Here is an 18,830-nt window from a genome sequence, read left to right on the forward strand (position 1 = left end):
TGTTATTTTTATTAAAATATAAGTTATAATTAATTTGTAAACACAATTATGGAGGTATACTATGTCACAAAAAGTACTTGTAGTAGATGATGAACAATCAATCGTAACCTTATTAAAATATAATTTAGAACAAGCCGGATACATAGTAGAAGTTGCTTATGATGGAGAAGATGCATTAGAAAAAGTTAACTCTACAAACCCTGAATTGATTGTGTTGGATGTCATGCTTCCTAAAAAAGATGGTATAGAAGTTTGTAAAGCAATACGTTCTGATAAAAATTTAGTGCCTATTCTGATGTTAACGGCCAAAGATGATGAATTTGATCGTGTGTTAGGCCTTGAATTAGGGGCTGACGACTACATGACTAAACCATTTTCACCAAGAGAAGTGGTAGCGAGAGTGAAGGCAATATTAAGAAGATCAGCGATTGTTAATGAAGCAGTGCCAGTTGAAAATGATGAAGATGATATACTGATTGGATCAATAAGAATCAGACCAGAATATTTTGAGGTATATAGAGAAGACGAATTGCTAGAATTGACTCCAAAGGAGTTTGAATTGTTATTATACCTTATTGAAAGACAGGGAAGAGTTATCACTCGTGAGCACATGTTGAATTCAGTTTGGAATTATGAATTCGCAGGAGACTCTAGAATTGTGGACGTACATATTAGTCATTTGAGAGATAAATTAGAAGAAAATCCTAAACAACCAAAACTCATTAAAACAGTTCGAGGGTTGGGCTATAAATTGGAAAGACCTAAAGTCTAATGCTCAAGTTTCACCAAAGACTTTTATTTTTATTATGTACCATCGTTATTATTAGCTTTTTAATATTAGGCACTATTATCACACATGTAATCCATAATACTATTACAACTGGACAAGAAGGCGATCTAGAACACCAAGCACAACATTTTGTGAATCTCTATAATGATGATAAAAAAGAAGAGATGAAAGATGTTGCTAAAAGCGAAGAACTTACAGTGTATATTAAAGAAAATAACGATGTCTTGTTTTCGACAAAACAAGGGACGCAAATTAATAATGATATAAATAATCCCGCTATTCCTTCTAAACTGACATATGATAAGCAAAATGATGACCATAGATTTACCTTTAAGACATCTATAAATAATAAAGATGTTTTAATTAGTGGTATAAACAATGAGATTTTAGAAATACAGATTGAAGTCTGGAAATATATAGCGATTATTGGTTTGTTTGTATTAATTATTATATTTTTAGTTGTAAGAAGCATTAATCGAACATATATTAGACCGATTAATGAAGTGACTTACGCCACAAATCTATTGGCTGAAGGTTATTATCATGTAAGGGTACCAGAAAGCAATGTCAAAGAGACAAGAGAATTGTTTGTAACTACTAATGAGCTAGCACGTAGGTTGCAAAGACTTAATCATAAACAGAAACTGCAATCAAATAGGTTGAAAACAACTGTTGAAAATATCCCGAGTTCAATATTAATGATTGATAAATATGGTGAAATTGTTGTAGCAAATAAATCGTTTTATCATGTATTTACACCAGATGAAGCTGTTGAACATAAAAGTTATGTTGATTTTACCGATATTAAATTACAAAGGTTAATTACTGAAGCTTTTAAAGTTGAGAAACCTATTTATGACCAAATTAAATTAACTATCAATCAAGTGCACGAGAAATATTTTGATACAGCTTGTGTTCCAATATTATCAAGAACAAGGAAAAACCTTTACGGTATGGTCATTGTTTTACACGATATAACGAATCTTAAAAAACTTGAGAATTTAAGGCGTGAATTTGTAGCTAATGTATCGCACGAATTGAAAACACCTATTACGTCAATTAAAGGATTTGCGGAAACGTTATTAGACGGTGCTAAAAATGATGAACAAACACTCAATGACTTTTTAAAAATTATCTCTAAAGAGTCCGACCGTATTGAGACTTTAGTATTTGATTTATTAGATTTATCACATGTAGAACAACAGACAGAAATAGAAACTGCGTATATGAGTTTGTCTGACATAGCACAAACAACAATTAAGAACATACAAAAGATTGCGGAAGACAAAAACATAACTATAATTAATGAAATTGATTCTGATATTGTTATTGATGCAAATCAAGATAAAGTATCTCAAGTTGCGCTTAACTTATTATCAAATGCGATTAGTTATTCTAAGGAAGATAGTGATGTGATAATCCGTGTTTATAAAGAAGACCAAAAGCGTATCATGGAAGTGCAAGATTTTGGAATTGGAATAAGTGAAGAAGATCAAAAACATATTTTTGAACGTTTTTATCGCGTTGATAAAGCGAGAAGTAGAGATTCAGGTGGTACTGGGCTGGGTTTATCTATCACTAAGCACATTATGGAAGCGCATGGCGGTAGGATTAATGTCTATAGTACACTTGGAGAAGGTTCTACATTTAGAGTCACTTTTTTTAAATAGTGATGATAAATAAAAATTTATGAATATGACAATTATCAATTAAGCATATTGCAAGCAAAATATAAAAATGCATCGTATCTAAACACTGAACTGACACTATTTGTAGTTTAGCTTAAGGTATATAAGTGAGGAATCGACGTCTGAATTTTAAAATCGACGTCGGTTTTTTATGTTTTTTTAAATGGTAGAAACTGCGTGAAATTGAACAGTTAAGCGTATATTTAAAAGGGATAAACATGTTAAGCTAGTATTAGAGCTAAGAGAATTTTTCATAATAAATGATAGTAGCAATATATTTACAATTAATATGTTGATTATAAAAAAAGTATAATAACGTTTCGATATAGGTAAGTTAGTGATTTATGCTAAAATGTTAAATAAATATGTGTTGGAGGTTAAAATAGTGAATAAATTAATTCTAATTGATGGTAATAGTCTAAGCTTTAGAGCTTTTTATGCTTTACCACTATTACAAAATAAAGCAGGTATACACACTAATGCCGTGTATGGATTTGCAATGTTACTAGAAAAGATAATCAAAGAAGAACAGCCTACACATTTTCTTGTTGCATTTGATGCAGGAAAAACTACATTTAGACATGATAAATATAGTGAATATAAAGGGGGACGTCAGAAAACGCCACCCGAACTGAGTGAGCAATTTCCTTATGTAAGGCAGTTATTGGATGCTTACCAAATTAAAAGATATGAATTAGAAAATTATGAAGCAGATGATATCATTGGAACATTAAGTAAAGAGGCAGATAGCGCACAATTTGAAACTATTATTGTTACAGGTGATCGCGACTTAACACAACTAGCAACGGACGATGTTACAATTTATTACACAAAGAAAGGTGTGACTGATGTTGATCATTACACGCCTGATTTTATTGCCGAAAAATATGATGGTTTAGTCCCAAATCAAATCATAGATATGAAAGGTTTGATGGGTGATGCATCAGATAATATCCCAGGTGTTGCGGGTGTCGGCGAAAAAACTGCAATTAAGTTATTAAAACAGTTTTCAACCGTGGAAAATGTTTATGAACATTTGGATGAAGTTTCTGGCAAGAAATTGAAAGAAAAACTAGAAAATAGTAAAGACGATGCGTTGATGAGTAAGGAACTCGCAACAATTAATTGTGAAAGTCCTATAGAGATTTCGTTAGAAGATACAAAGTTACCAGAAAATCCAGATACTTCAGCTAAAATTGATCTATTTAAAAAATTAGAATTTAAACAATTGCTTGAGCAAATAGATGTTGATGGGACACATTCTACAGCTGAAGAAAAAGAACTAAATGTAGAATCTGATTTTACAAATATTAACTTTAAAGCTTTAACTTCTGCTACTGTACATTTTGAATTAGATGGTACTAATTATTTGAAAGATGATATTTTGAAATTTGCATTGTTTGATGGTGAGCACCATATTGTTATTGATGCAACAACTATTCATGATTATCCTGAACTTATAACTTGGTTAGAAGATGATACAACAGAAAAAAACGTTTATGATGCAAAAAAAACATATATTGTTGCACATAGGTTAGGTATAGATATTAAAAATATTATTTTTGATGTAATGCTTGCAAGTTATATTATCGATCCTTCTCGAGCTATTGATGACGTTAACTCTGTAGTTACCAATTACGGTCAGCACTATGTTCAACAAAGTGTTGAAGTATATGGTAAAGGTAAAAAAAGACATTTACCTGAAGATGATGTATTGAATCATTATGTTGCAACTGTGATAGAAGCAATTAGTCAAGTTAAACCAATCATGCAAGAACAATTAATCGAATATAACCAAACAGATTTATTAGACAATTTAGAATTGCCATTAGCGCGCATATTAAGTGATATGGAAGAAACAGGGATTTACACTGTTGCTAGTGACTTGGAAGAAATGGAAAAAGAAATTCAGACTAAATTAGATGTACTGATTGACAATATTTATCAAGCTGCAGGTGAATCATTCAATATTAATTCACCAAAGCAATTAGGTGTCGTATTGTTTGAAACATTAGAGTTACCGGTAATTAAGAAAACAAAAACGGGATATTCTACTGCAGTAGATGTACTAGAACAATTACAAGGACAACATCCAATTATAGAATATATATTAGAATACAGACAACTTGCTAAGTTACAATCTACTTATGTCGAAGGTTTACAGAAGGTTATAAGTGATGATAATCGTATTCACACGAGATTCAATCAAACATTAGCACAAACAGGTAGATTATCGTCTATCGATCCAAATTTACAAAACATTCCTGTCCGTTTAGAAGAGGGGAGAAAAATAAGAAAAGCATTTAAATCTAGTGATGATAACAATGTTATTTTTTCTGCGGATTACTCGCAAATTGAACTCCGTGTACTAGCTCATATTACACAAGACGAAAGTATGAAACAAGCATTTATTAATGATGACGATATTCATACGGCAACAGCGATGAAAGTATTTGATGTAGAGCCTGATGAAGTAGACGGCATGATGCGTAGACAAGCTAAAGCAGTTAACTTTGGTATTGTTTATGGCATCAGTGATTATGGTTTGAGTCAGAGTTTAGGAATAACTCGGAAACAAGCTAAACAATTTATTGATGACTACTTAGATAGTTTCCCTGGCGTGAAACAATATATGGAGGATATCGTTAAAGATTGTAAAGCACAAGGCTATGTAGAAACCTTGTTACACCGTCGTAGATATATTCCAGATATCACAAGCAGAAATTTCAATTTGCGAGGTTTTGCAGAGAGAACCGCAATGAATACCCCAATTCAAGGTAGTGCTGCTGATATAATTAAATTAGCTATGGTTAACTTTGATAAAGAAATTAAGCATACTGATTTTCACGCAAAGTTATTATTACAAGTACATGATGAATTGATTTTTGAATTACCGAAAGATGAAGTTGAAGCATTCAGTAAATTTATAGAAGAAATCATGGATAATGCCCTTGAACTAGATGTTCCATTAAAAGTAGAATCTAGTTATGGGGCAACATGGTATGATGCAAAATAGAAAGAAGGTACTTAAATGCCTGAACTCCCAGAAGTAGAACATGTAAAAAGAGGTATTAAACCGTTTGCCACCGGTCAAAAAATTGAATCTGTTATATTTTCCGAGAAAGTTAAGGAAGGTAAGGCAAGCCAACGCGAAACTATAATTAAAGGTATGGCATTAGATACATTCCAAAAATTCACGGAACAATATGTGATTAAAGAGATTGAACGTCGTAGTAAATATATTGTGTTTCACCTAGAAAAAGGTGAAGAAGAAAGGATACTCATCAGTCATTTAGGTATGGCTGGTGGATTCTTTGTGGTTGATAAAATTGAAGATATTAGTGTGCCAAATTATAGAAAACATTGGCATGTTATATTTAAGTTAGATAACGATAAACTACTAGTTTATTCAGATATTAGAAGGTTTGGAGAAATTAGAAATGTACCTGATTTCGAGGCTTATCCTTCATTTTTAGAAATTGCTCCAGAACCTTTTGAAGAAGAAGCAAAAGGGCATTATATAGCTTGGTTTGATAAAAAAACATATCAAAATAAGCCGATTAAACAAATGATTTTAGATCATAGAGTAATCTCGGGGTGTGGCAATATTTATGCGTGCGAAGCATTGTTTAGGGCAGGTATACATCCAGCTCGGTTATCAAAATCATTAAATAATCAAGAACGCGACATATTGTTTTACTATGTTCGAGATGTGTTAGAATCGGGTATAAAATATGGTGGAACAAGTATCTCCGACTATCGTCATGCAGATGGTAGTACTGGAACGATGCAACAACATCTTAATGTTTATAAACAAAAGGTTTGTAAGGTTTGTGGGAATGACATAGAAACCCAAGTAATTGCAACTAGAAACAGTCATTACTGCCCTACTTGCCAAAAATAAAGGAAGAGTGAGAATATGCCAAAAGTTATAGGACTAACTGGTGGTATCGCATCAGGTAAATCAACCGTTTCAGAGCTTTTAACTGCACACGGGTTTAAAGTTGTTGATGCAGATATTGCATCAAGACAAGCTGTGGGAAAAGGAACTAAAGGACTAACACGTGTCAAAGAAGTATTTGGCGATGAAGCAATAGATGAAGATGGTAATATGAATAGATCATATGTTGGTGAAGTTATTTTTAATCAACCAGAAAAAAGGTTGATTTTAAATGAAATTGTTCATCCAATTGTTCGTGATATAATGGAGAAAGAAAAAGCCATATATCTTGGGCAAGGTTATAACGTGATTATGGATATTCCATTATTATTTGAAAATGACTTACAGGAAACTGTAGACGAAGTGTGGTTAGTGTATACTTCTGAAAGCATTCAAATAGATCGATTGATGGAACGTAATGATTTATCAATGGAAGAAGCAAAAGCACGTGTATACAGTCAAATATCAATTGATAAAAAACGAAGAATGGCAGATCATGTCATAGACAATAGAGATACCAAATTAGAACTTAAACAAAACTTAGAAGATTTATTGCTTGAAGAAGGTTACATTGAGAGTGATACTGAAGAAGCACAATAATTGAATTGTAAAACCATCCAATTTTCATTATAAAATTGGATGGTTTTTTACGTATGAACACCGAAGGATAGTATTTATAATGTATCTTGAGCCAAAAAATTTAGCTATGTTTTTGATTTAAAAAGAGAATCGGTTATAAAATATATGTATTTGTATTACTATAAGCATAGATTACTTAACATAAAGAATTTTATAATTGTTTTAGAAAACGCTTTCTTATAAACGGATTTATGTTATACTATTTCCATAAAGTATAACACTAAAACGAGGGGTGCTTCGAATGACGACAAATATTGCAATTAACGGAATGGGTAGAATAGGTAGAATGGTATTGAGAATTGCGCTCAATAATAAAGATTTAAATGTAGTAGCGATAAATGCTAGCTACCCAGCTGAAACAATTGCTCACCTAATTAACTATGATACAACACATGGTCCATATGATTTAAAAGTAGAGCCGACGGAAGCAGGTATTAAAGTGAATAATCATGTGATTCAATTGGTATCTGATAGAAATCCAGAAAATTTACCTTGGAAAGAATTAAATGTTGATATAACTATAGAAGCAACAGGTAAATTTAATCATGGAGATAAAGCAATTGCGCATATTCATGCAGGAGCTAAAAAAGTATTGTTAACAGGACCATCAAAAGGTGGCGATGTGCAAATGATCGTCAAGGGTGTAAATAATGATCAATTAGACATAGAACAATACGATATTTTTAGCAATGCTTCATGTACAACAAATTGCATTGGACCAGTTGCTAAAGTTTTAAATGATGAATTTGGTATTCAAAATGGATTAATGACTACTGTTCATGCTATTACTAATGATCAGAATAATATTGACAACCCTCATAAAGATTTAAGACGTGCACGTTCATGCAATGAAAGTATTATTCCAACTTCCACAGGCGCTGCAAAAGCGTTAAAAGAAGTATTGCCTGAATTAGAAGGTAAATTACATGGTATGGCTTTAAGAGTACCAACTAAAAATGTATCTTTAGTAGACTTGGTTGTAGATTTAGATACAGACGTAACGAGGGAACAAGTTAACAAAGCATTTAAAGACAATGATTTGCAAGGTGTTATTTCAACTGAAGATGCACCATTAGTATCAATGGATTTCAATACGAACCCACATTCAGCCATCATTGATACGCAAAGTACAATGGTTATGGGTGATAAGAAAGTTAAAGTGATTGCATGGTACGATAACGAGTGGGGCTATTCAAACAGAGTCGTGGATGTTGCAGCTCAAATTGGTCATTTACTTAAAAGTGATGTTGCAGCTGTAACACACTAAAATGGGTTCATACCATTAACAATAAATATGAATATGAAAGTAATAATTTAAAAACTCCTTCTAAATTAATGCGCTTAAATATGCGCTAATTTAGAAGGAGTTTTGTTAATGTTAGTTGCTTAATGATCAATTACTACATGTGTATATTTAAACATATAGTGTAATAAACGCAAGTTATTTAGGTGGGAATTGTCGCAAGTTGAAAATGTGTAAGACTTAATTTGAAAAAATTTGCCATTAATTACCATATCCTAAATTGTGTAATAGCGATTCTTTTGTGACATGCATATTTATAGTATAATAGAAAATAATCATAAATGAGAGGGTGATAATTCGATGAAATGCCCGAAATGTAATTCGACTCATTCTCGTGTTGTAGACTCTAGACATGCAGATGAAGTTAATGCGATTCGTCGTAGAAGAGAATGTGAAAATTGTGAAACAAGATTCACTACCTTTGAACATATAGAAAAAAGACCGCTTATCGTGGTGAAAAAAGATGGCACACGAGAGCAATTTTCTCGTGAGAAAATATTGAATGGTTTAGTGCGTTCTTGCGAAAAAAGACCAGTTCGCTATCAACAATTAGAAGATATTACCAATAACGTTGAATGGAAGTTGCGTGATGAGGGACATGCTGAAATTTCTTCTAGAGAAATAGGGGAACATGTAATGAATTTACTTATGCATGTAGACCAAGTCTCGTACGTACGATTTGCATCTGTTTATAAAGAATTCAAAGATGTTGACCAATTATTACAATCAATGCAAGGTATATTAGTTAATAATAAACGGAGTGATTCATAAATGGGGTTACAATCATATGATTATGGATTGAGACCACATGATAATTTTACTGTCGTGCGTGAATTTTATTTAAACAATAATCATTTAGAAATATTGAATAGATTGTTTACGCCGATGATTGGCGTCAACGCTACAGGACTATATCATTATTTAAATCAATTCGTGAAACACGAAGAAGATGCGGTATTGACACACTATATTATTATGAGTGAGTTAAAAATTAATCTATTAGAATTTAGAAAAGAAATGGATTTGTTGGAAGGTATTGGTTTGGTAAAAACTTATGTAAATCATAATGAACAACACTCCTCATTTGTTTATTTCCTTAACCAACCCCCGACTGCAAAACAGTTTTTCAGTGACCCCATGTTATCAGTTTATCTGTATAGTGAGGTAAGTAAACAACGATATCAACAATTAAAACATCACTTTGAAACCAAAAGTTCTGTAGACTTAAATAGCTATCAAGATGTAACGCGTACATTTACTGATGTTTTTAAAATACCTAATAAAGCGTTAGCGCAAGATACAGAACACATCCAAGATGATAAGCCGTATGGAGGTATAGACCTTACACACGTTCACTTTGATTTTGAAACATTATATGATTTGTTGCAAAATCATTTTATTAGTTCAAAAATAGTTACGAATGATGCTAAAGCGTTAATAACACAAATTGCAACATTATATGGTTTGACGCCTGAATCAATGAAACGTATTATTTTAAAATCGATAACTAGTGCGCAAGAATTATCTTTTGAAGAATTAAGAAAACATGCACGTACTTATTATTTAATGGAACATGAACAACAGTTACCAAATTTACAAGTTAAATCAGAAAAAGATAATGTTCCTTCAAAAATAAACACTTCTGAAGAAACATCAAGTCAACCTGATAATTGGTTGGTACAATTGGAGCAAACAAGCCCAATTGATATGTTAGCATCGTGGTCAGAATCAGAACCTACAACACAGCAAAAATTCATGGTTGAAGAATTGATTGAACGTGAAAACTTATCTTTTGGTGTTATTAATATTCTATTGCAATTTGTTATGTTGAAGGAAGATATGAAATTACCTAAAACTTATATTTTTGAAATAGCATCAAATTGGAAGAAAAAAGGTATTAAAACGGCTGAACAGGCATATGAATATGCAATGAAAGTTAACCAACCTAAAAAAGAATCTTATCCTACCAAAAATAGATATAAACAAAAACAATTAGCTTCTAGAGAAATGACACCGAAATGGTTAGAAGAGCGAGATGAGAAACCAGAAAAAGATAACCAACAGCATAACGATGAAGAAGATGAGAAGCTAAAAAATGACAGAGAACGATTTTTAAATCAATTAAAAAATAGATGGAAGGAGGGCGAATAAATGAAATCTTTTAATAATATCATGGGAGAGTCAGATGATTTATCAAAACGTATAGAAAAAATAAAAAAAGATGTGATTAATGATTCTGATGTTAAACGCTTTTTAAATGAGCACCAATCAGAATTGACAAATGCCATGATAGATGAAGACTTAAATATTTTACAAGAATACAAAGACCAAGTGAAACACTATGATGGACATGCTTATAAGGATTGTCCCAACTTTGTAAAAGGTCATGTTCCAGAACTATATATTGAAAGTAACCATATCAAAATTCGTTATTTACCTTGCCCGTGTAAAATAAAGTATGATGAAGAAAGGTTTAACTCTCATCTAATTACTTCGCACCATATGCAACGTGATACTTTAGACGCTAAACTTGAAGATATTTACATGGATAGAAGAGATAGATTAGATGTTGCAATGGCAGCAAACAAAATTTGCGATAAAATTACGAAACACGATCCTCAAGTTAAAGGATTATACTTGCACGGCCCATTTGGAACAGGGAAGTCTTTTATTTTAGGCGCCATTGCGAATCAGTTAAAAACAGAAAAAATTCCTTCTACTATTGTCTATTTACCTGAATTTATTCGCTCACTTAAAGGCGGTTTTAAGGATGGAAGTTTTGAAACAAAATTATCCAGAGTACGAGAAGCGAATATTTTAATGTTAGATGATATCGGTGCTGAAGAAATTACACCATGGGCTAGAGATGAAGTAATAGGACCTCTATTACATTACAGAATGGTACAGGAATTACCAACATTCTTTAGCTCTAACCTAAGCTTTGAAGAATTAGAGTATCACCTTTCAGTAACACGTGATGGTACTGAGAAAACGAAAGCAGCCCGAATCATGGAACGTATCAAAACTTTGGCGACACCTTATTATTTAGAAGGAAAAAATTATAGGAACGATTGAAATCTAAAATAAATGTTGTATAATATAATTAAATCTAAATCAAACGAAATGAAACGAAGATACGATTGATATTTCACTACTTCACAGAGAGCCATTAGATGTTGAGATATGGTAAGTATATTTATTGATTACTCCTTCGTCAGTGATGTTGTAATGAACATCCGGCTCAAGACCGTTATCTTACGTAGAGAGAAGCTATTTTGTAATTATGCAGAAAAGCTTTAATTTAGGGTGGTACCACGAAGACCTCGTCCCTTTTTAGGGATGGGGTCTTTTTATTTTCTCTGCGATTATTGATAAATTGTATTTCGCTTTGGTTTAAGTGCTTGAATAAATAGGAGGAATGTTAAATGGACCAAATTAATATAAAATTTCCAGATGGTAATGCGAAAGTGTTTGATAAAGGCACAACAACAGAAGATATAGCACAATCAATAAGTCCAGGATTAAGAAAAAAAGCCGTAGCTGGAAAGTTGAATGGCCAATTAATTGATTTAACTAGACCAATTGAAGAAGATGGCGATATAGAAATCGTTACACCTGGTACAGATGAAGCTTTGGAAGTGTTACGACATTCAACAGCCCATCTTATGGCGCAAGCATTAAAACGTTTATATGGAAATGTGAACTTTGGGGTTGGTCCCGTAATCGAAGGCGGTTTTTATTATGACTTTGATATGGAAGAAAGTCTTTCTTCGGATGATTTTGAGAAAATTGAAAAGACAATGAAACAGATCGTTAACGAGAATTATCCAATTGAACGTAAGGTTGTTTCTCGTAATGAAGCTAAAGCATTTTTCTCAGAAGACCCTTATAAATTAGAACTTATAAATGCAATTCCAGAAGATGAAAATGTCACACTATACACTCAAGGTGAATTTACAGATTTATGTCGTGGCGTGCATGTACCTTCAACTTCAAAAATTAAAGAATTCAAACTGTTATCGACAGCTGGAGCTTATTGGCGTGGTGATAGTAATAACAAAATGTTACAACGTATTTATGGGACAGCGTTTTTCGATAAAAAAGATTTGAAAGCACACTTACAAATGCTTGAAGAAAGAAAAGAACGTGATCATCGTAAAATTGGTAAAGAACTAGAGCTATTCTCAAACAACCCATTGGTAGGCGCAGGTTTACCACTTTGGTTACCAAATGGTGCAACAATCCGTCGAGAAATTGAACGTTATATCGTAGACAAAGAAGTGAGCATGGGTTACGACCATGTTTACACACCAGTTATGGCTAATGTTGATTTATATAAAACATCTGGTCACTGGGATCATTATCAAGAGGATATGTTCCCAACAATGAAACTTGATGAGCATGAAGAAATGGTGCTTAGACCAATGAATTGTCCACACCATATGATGATTTATGCTAATAAACCACATTCATATCGTGAATTGCCAATAAGAATTGCTGAATTAGGCACAATGCATCGTTATGAAGCAAGTGGAGCTGTGTCAGGTTTACAACGTGTACGTGGTATGACTCTAAATGATGCGCATATCTTTGTTCGTCCAGATCAAATTAAAGAAGAATTTAAACGTGTTGTTAATCTAATTATTGATGTATATAAAGACTTTAACTTTGAAAACTATAGCTTCAGACTAAGCTATAGAGACCCAGAAGACAAAGAGAAATACTTCGATGACGATGAGATGTGGAATAGAGCAGAGAGCATGTTGAAGGAAGCTGTTGATGAATTAGGCTTGGATTATGAAGAAGCCATCGGTGAAGCTGCATTCTACGGCCCTAAATTAGATGTACAAGTACAAACTGCAATGGGTAAAGAAGAGACATTGTCCACAGCACAACTTGATTTCTTATTGCCACAAAAGTTTGATTTAACTTATATTGGTAATGATGGAGAACAGCATAGACCAGTTGTTATTCATCGTGGGGTTGTTTCAACTATGGAACGTTTTGTTGCGTTTTTAACTGAAGAAACAAAAGGAGCTTTCCCAACTTGGTTAGCACCTAAACAAGTAGAAATCATCCCTGTAAATGTTGATTTACATTATGATTATGCGAGACTTATTCAAGATGAGCTCAAGTCACAAGGTGTTCGAGTTGAAATTGATGACAGAAATGAAAAAATGGGTTATAAAATTAGAGAAGCACAAATGCAAAAAATTCCATACCAACTTGTCGTAGGTGATAAAGAGGTAGAAAATAGTGAAGTGAATGTGAGGAAATATGGCTCACAAGACCAAGAAACTATAGAGAAAGATGAGTTTATTTGGAACTTGGTCGATGAGATAAGATTGAAAAAACAAAGATAGCCTTGAAAGTAATATAGAAATCATGTATATTACAGGTTAGTGAGTTAAATATAAAATTAAATTTGAGTTAGAGGTTGCATTTTTAAAGAGTAAGTATTCAGAAGCCGTATGGGGCGTATGTTGAATTCATGAAAGGTAAAAATGCCGAAACTGGTATTGACCATTTACACAATATCAGTTGGGACAGTTATCGAAAGAAACTGGACTGTCACATATGTGATGTGCTACCTATATAAATGCTATTATTAAAATGGTTGCATATCTAATAGGTATGCAACCATTTTGTTTTGGTTGAATGATTAAAATTAATACTTTTACGGGATTGAGTGAAAATTATTGTGAATGCGGTTTTGCAAATGTTTGACACTGCGTTTAGATTTTTCATAGTAAAAATTGAATTCTTTAATCATATAGTAAGTTAACCTCTAAGTTTAAAGAAAGGACACTTCTATGGCAAAACAAGAAAATCAAAGCAATGGAGTTCAAAGAGGACTAAAAGATCGTCATATTTCCATGATTGCGATTGGTGGATGTATTGGAACAGGGCTATTTATGACTTCAGGTGGAGCGATTCACGATGCCGGAGCCTTAGGTGCATTACTGGCCTATGCAATTATTGGGGCGATGGTCTTCTTCCTTATGACGTCATTAGGAGAAATGGCGACATATTTACCAGTGTCGGGATCATTTAGTACTTATGCAACACGTTTTGTTGATCCTTCTCTAGGATTTGCATTAGGTTGGAATTATTGGTTCAATTGGGTTATTACGGTTGCGGCAGATGTTACAATTGCAGCACAGGTTATACAATATTGGACACCCTTAGCTGGTATGCCAGCTTGGGCTTGGAGTTGTCTATTCTTATTAATTATTTTTGGTCTTAATGCATTATCTGTCCGCGTATATGGGGAAAGTGAATACTGGTTCGCATTAATTAAAGTGGTTACAGTTATCATATTCATCGGGATAGGTCTACTAACAATTTTAGGTATTATGGGTGGAGAATTCGTTGGTTTTGATACCTTTACTAAAGGTGGCGGACCAATACTTGGTGACGGTTTAGGTGGCAGTTTGTTGACTATCTTAGGCGTATTCTTAGTTGCTGGATTCTCATTCCAAGGTACTGAATTGATTGGTATCACTGCGGGTGAATCAGAAAATCCAGAGCGTGCTGTTCCAAAAGCAATTAAACAAGTATTTTGGAGAATACTGATTTTCTATATTTTGGCAATTTTTGTAATCGGTATGTTAATTCCTTATGACAGTGCAGCATTAATGGGTGGTGGCGATGATATTTCAACATCTCCATTTACACTTGTATTCCAAAATGCCGGACTAGCATTTGCGGCATCATTTATGAATGCGGTAATCTTGACTTCGGTCCTGTCTGCGGGTAACTCTGGTATGTATGCATCAACGCGTATGCTATATTCAATGAGCAAAGATAAATTAGCTTATCCAGTATTTGGTAAAACAAATAAATATGGTGTGCCTTATGTATCATTATTGGTTACAGCACTTATTGTAATTGGTATATTTGTATTACAACATTTAAGTGGTGACGCGTATGAATATATTGTTGCTGCAAGTGGTATGACTGGTTTTATTGCATGGGTCGGTATCGCAGTCAGCCATTATAGATTTAGAAAAGCATTTGATAAACAAAATTATGATAAATCAAAATTAAAATACAAAGCTAAGTTATTTCCATTTGGACCAATATTTGCAGGCGTACTTTGTGTGCTTGTTATTATTGGGCAAGACGTTGACTTTATAAAAACGGGCGATTTCAATCTAAATAGATTTGTTATAACTTATATGGGTATACCTGTATTTTTAGCATTCTTCATTTATCATAAGTTGAGATACAGAACGAAAATCGTTCCGTTAGAACAAGTTGATTTACGTCAAGATGTAGAAATGGACAAAATTAATAAATAGTAAAAAAAACAGTTGACTAATGTTATTATTGTTGTTATGATAGGTAACGTTAAATACGAAACGAACCAAGTAGAAGCTCCCGCTTCTCACCTGTTGCGACGCAAAAGCTGTTGGCAGGTCTTATATACGCATGATGTAGTCATGTGTAGAGAAGAGCGGGTATATTATATACTCGCTCTTTTTTCTTGGGATAATTTCGTAAAAATCTTGGAGGTGTCAACCATAGCAAAAGATCAGACTCAAGTTAACGAAAAGATTCGTGCAAAAGAATTACGTTTAATCGGTCAAGACGGAGAACAAATTGGTGTGAAAACTAAGACAGAAGCTCTTGAAATGGCAGATAGAGTAGGTTTAGATGTAGTTATCATGGCTCCGAATGCTAAACCACCTGTTGCTAGAATTATGGATTATGGTAAATATAAATTCGAACAACAGAAAAAAGAAAAAGAAATGAAGAAAAAACAAAAAACAATTAACCTTAAAGAAATACGTTTAAGCCCAACGATTGAGGAACATGATTTCCAAACTAAGTTGAAAAATGGACGTAAATTCTTAGAAAAAGGCGACAAATGTAAAGTTTCAATTCGTTTCAGAGGTCGTGCGATTACGCATAAAGAAATTGGTCAACGTGTTTTAGAGAAATTTGCAGATGAATGTAAAGATATCGCTACAGTTGAGCAAAGACCTAAAATGGATGGACGCCAAATGTTTATTACATTAAGTCCAATCAATGAAAAATAATAAAAAGATATTACAGGAGGAAATGAATCATGCCTAAAATGAAAACACACCGTGGAGCAGCTAAACGTGTTAAAAGAACTGGTTCAGGTAAATTAAAACGTTCTAGAGCTTTCACATCTCATATGTTTGCAAACAAAACAACTAAACAAAAACGTAAATTACGTAAAGCGTCATTAGTATCTAAATCAGATATGAAACGCGTAAAACAATTATTAGCTTACAAAAAATAATGACTAAAATGTCATAACGTATCAATTTGAATATTGAACATATTTAGAGGAGGAATTTATTATGCCACGAGTTAAAGGTGGAACAGTAACAAGAGCGCGTCGTAAAAAGACGATTAAATTAGCTAAAGGTTACTTCGGTTCAAAACGTACATTATATAAAGTTGCAAAACAACAAGTTATGAAATCAGGTCAATACGCATTCCGTGACCGTCGTCAAAGAAAACGTGATTTCCGTAAATTATGGATTACACGTATCAACGCAGCAGCTCGTCAACACGACATGAGTTATTCAAGACTTATGAATGGTTTGAAAAAAGCTGAAATCGACGTTAACCGTAAAATGCTTTCAGAAATTGCTATTTCAGACGAAAAAGCTTTCGCTGAGTTAGTAACTAAAGCTAAAGATGCTTTAAAATAGTATCTAAATTATAGAGGGAGTGCGACAGAAATACTATTATAAAAAATAGATTTCTGTCGCACTCCCTATTTTTGGTTAAATCATATGACATAAGCGGTAATAAATTTATTTATCTGCATTTTAGGATGCGAATTATCATTTTGATAAATAACTATCATTTGATAAAATAGCTTAGAGGTCATAAATGGAGGAGAAACTAATGTCTAAATTCGATGAAATGATTACAGTAGTCCCAAGAAAAATTTTATTTAACGATGAAAAGAATAAATTCAATGGTTTCTTAGATAAAAATACTGTTAAAGGGCAAGAAATTTTTGACACACTTTCTAAATTTGAAGTTAAACGTCGTGGAGATATGGAAGAAGACCCATCATTTAAGCAATTAATTTCTTATTGTTTATTGGAAAATGAGAACGATGAGTTATTAGTATACGAACGTTTAACTGGCGGAGGAGAATCCCGTTTGCATGGTCAGTCATCTATCGGTGTAGGCGGCCATATGAATGATGTTAAAGGTGCTGAATCAATTAATGAAGTGTTAAGAGTTAATGCGCAACGAGAATTAGAAGAAGAAGTAGGCTTGTCAGAAAGTAAATCACAGAATTTAGCTTACATAGGTTTTATCAATGATGATACAAATGAAGTCGGCGAAGTCCATCTTGGCGTTGTGTTCAAGATTCATGTGAACAGTAACGACGTAGAAGCTATGGAAACTGATACGCTACGTATAAAATGGGTAGATCAAAGTAAAATTGAAGATTATGATGAGTTTGAAACATGGAGCGCTTTAATATTACAAGCTGTAAAATAGGGGTGTTTAAAGATGTCTGATATCATTCCTTTTCCGCGTTCGAAAGATAAATTAGTGAGAGAAATTAAGCAATCTTTTAATAATAATGACTTTGAGCATACTTATAACTTATTTGAAGACTTTGAAGAGCAATTTGAATTAGATGAACAAATGTCTTTATTGAAATGTTCAATGTTATATAAAATGGGGCATTTTCTTGAATTACGTGAAGAGGCTATTATTTTATTAAAACAAGGCACAACTAAGTATGATGACTTGATGATATATTATATTAAAAGTTTGAATGGTCTAGAGCAGTATTTTGAAGTAGTGGAGGTCATTAATCAAATTATTGATGAAGTCCGTGACCATAGAACACGTATGGAACTATTTCCAATTAAAGAATTTGCTTTAAGCCAAATTGATAAGCATAACGAACATGCTACACATATGTTGCAAAATTTTGATGCTATCTCACTTAGAGAACAAATAAATACTATATTAACATTAATTGATCATAACCAATTTAGGTATCAAGAAACAATCGTTAATATTATCAATGAAATGACGCTCCCCCCAAATGTGGTAAGTATAATGCTTGAATATTTACGTTTCGCTGGTTACAATCAGACCATTCAAATTCAAAAATTTGGGTTTAATATAGTTGTTCTCCCAGCAAATTTATCTGGCTTAGAACATACGGTGTTCAAAACAAATATAATACCAAAAGTAATTAATCAAATTGAAGATAGTACGCCGCAATTGATTGAAGAAGCGCTTCGCTTAATGAATAATCATGCGATTTTATTCTATCCATTAGAGTTAAAACGCATAGCATTAGAACCAGTGTGGATTGAAGCATACGTAAATTATTTTAAATCCATGCTAGGATTAGAAAATTTAGATATGTCAAATGAGGTTGTGAAATTTATAACTAATATTGATAGTTTATAATAATTAATCATTTGATTTTCGGGTAATTGAAGA

At 32.9% G+C, this 18,830-nt stretch carries 16 protein-coding genes, 1 riboswitch and 1 other annotated feature; all 16 genes read left to right on the forward strand.

Features of this window, described 5'->3' with window-relative positions; translation table 11 throughout:
* Positions 1 to 61 precede the first annotated feature (61 nt).
* Positions 62 to 772, forward strand: coding sequence for a response regulator transcription factor (locus J5E45_RS00785; RefSeq protein WP_039069392.1), 711 nt, complete (start codon positions 62 to 64; stop codon positions 770 to 772).
* Complete coding sequence (pnpS, locus tag J5E45_RS00790; RefSeq protein ID WP_039069391.1) at positions 772 to 2,460, forward strand: two-component system histidine kinase PnpS; 1,689 nt, start codon at positions 772 to 774, stop codon at positions 2,458 to 2,460. Before J5E45_RS00785 ends, pnpS begins: the two co-directional genes overlap by 1 nt.
* 403 nt (positions 2,461 to 2,863) lie before the next feature.
* A complete protein-coding gene (gene polA, locus J5E45_RS00795; protein WP_039069390.1) occupies positions 2,864 to 5,494 on the forward strand; it encodes a DNA polymerase I in 2,631 nt (876 codons plus the stop codon).
* A gap of 15 nt (positions 5,495 to 5,509) precedes the next feature.
* Positions 5,510 to 6,382, forward strand: a complete 873-nt coding sequence (mutM, locus tag J5E45_RS00800; protein ID WP_069792194.1) for a bifunctional DNA-formamidopyrimidine glycosylase/DNA-(apurinic or apyrimidinic site) lyase — start codon at positions 5,510 to 5,512, stop codon at positions 6,380 to 6,382.
* A gap of 15 nt (positions 6,383 to 6,397) precedes the next feature.
* Positions 6,398 to 7,018 carry a dephospho-CoA kinase gene (gene coaE, locus J5E45_RS00805; RefSeq protein WP_039069388.1) on the forward strand — a complete coding sequence of 207 codons (621 nt, stop codon included), beginning with the start codon at positions 6,398 to 6,400 and terminating at the stop codon, positions 7,016 to 7,018.
* Between the two features lie 280 nt (positions 7,019 to 7,298).
* A complete protein-coding gene (gene gap / locus J5E45_RS00810) occupies positions 7,299 to 8,324 on the forward strand; it encodes a type I glyceraldehyde-3-phosphate dehydrogenase (protein WP_208181462.1) in 1,026 nt (341 codons plus the stop codon).
* Positions 8,325 to 8,660: 336 nt separating this feature from the next.
* The gene (nrdR, locus tag J5E45_RS00815) at positions 8,661 to 9,131 is read left to right on the forward strand and encodes a transcriptional regulator NrdR (protein ID WP_017724710.1); all 471 of its coding nucleotides are present in this window, start codon (positions 8,661 to 8,663) and stop codon (positions 9,129 to 9,131) included.
* Complete coding sequence (locus J5E45_RS00820) at positions 9,132 to 10,511, forward strand: replication initiation and membrane attachment family protein (protein WP_039069386.1); 1,380 nt, start codon at positions 9,132 to 9,134, stop codon at positions 10,509 to 10,511.
* Complete coding sequence (dnaI, locus tag J5E45_RS00825) at positions 10,512 to 11,435, forward strand: primosomal protein DnaI (RefSeq protein WP_039069385.1); 924 nt, start codon at positions 10,512 to 10,514, stop codon at positions 11,433 to 11,435. It abuts the gene before it with no gap.
* A 350-nt stretch (positions 11,436 to 11,785) separates the two neighbouring features.
* A complete protein-coding gene (gene thrS, locus J5E45_RS00830; protein WP_039069384.1) occupies positions 11,786 to 13,723 on the forward strand; it encodes a threonine--tRNA ligase in 1,938 nt (645 codons plus the stop codon).
* A 60-nt stretch (positions 13,724 to 13,783) separates the two neighbouring features.
* Positions 13,784 to 13,958, forward strand: a riboswitch (Lysine riboswitch).
* A 215-nt stretch (positions 13,959 to 14,173) separates the two neighbouring features.
* On the forward strand, positions 14,174 to 15,664 hold the full coding sequence (locus tag J5E45_RS00835) for an amino acid permease (protein ID WP_039069383.1): 1,491 nt from the start codon (positions 14,174 to 14,176) through the stop codon (positions 15,662 to 15,664).
* A gap of 61 nt (positions 15,665 to 15,725) precedes the next feature.
* Positions 15,726 to 15,854, forward strand: a sequence feature (ribosomal protein L20 leader region).
* Positions 15,855 to 15,877: 23 nt separating this feature from the next.
* The gene (infC, locus tag J5E45_RS00840) at positions 15,878 to 16,405 is read left to right on the forward strand and encodes a translation initiation factor IF-3 (protein ID WP_039069398.1); all 528 of its coding nucleotides are present in this window, start codon (positions 15,878 to 15,880) and stop codon (positions 16,403 to 16,405) included.
* 29 nt (positions 16,406 to 16,434) lie between these two features.
* Positions 16,435 to 16,635, forward strand: a complete 201-nt coding sequence (gene rpmI / locus J5E45_RS00845) for a 50S ribosomal protein L35 (RefSeq protein ID WP_002507378.1) — start codon at positions 16,435 to 16,437, stop codon at positions 16,633 to 16,635.
* A 61-nt stretch (positions 16,636 to 16,696) separates the two neighbouring features.
* Positions 16,697 to 17,053, forward strand: a complete 357-nt coding sequence (gene rplT / locus J5E45_RS00850; RefSeq protein WP_039069382.1) for a 50S ribosomal protein L20 — start codon at positions 16,697 to 16,699, stop codon at positions 17,051 to 17,053.
* A gap of 199 nt (positions 17,054 to 17,252) precedes the next feature.
* Positions 17,253 to 17,864, forward strand: coding sequence for an NUDIX domain-containing protein (locus J5E45_RS00855; RefSeq protein WP_039069381.1), 612 nt, complete (start codon positions 17,253 to 17,255; stop codon positions 17,862 to 17,864).
* A 12-nt stretch (positions 17,865 to 17,876) separates the two neighbouring features.
* A complete protein-coding gene (locus J5E45_RS00860; protein ID WP_208181464.1) occupies positions 17,877 to 18,797 on the forward strand; it encodes a hypothetical protein in 921 nt (306 codons plus the stop codon).
* Positions 18,798 to 18,830 lie beyond the last annotated feature (33 nt).

This window comes from Staphylococcus shinii, from assembly GCF_017583065.1.
Lineage (GTDB): Bacteria > Bacillota > Bacilli > Staphylococcales > Staphylococcaceae > Staphylococcus > Staphylococcus shinii.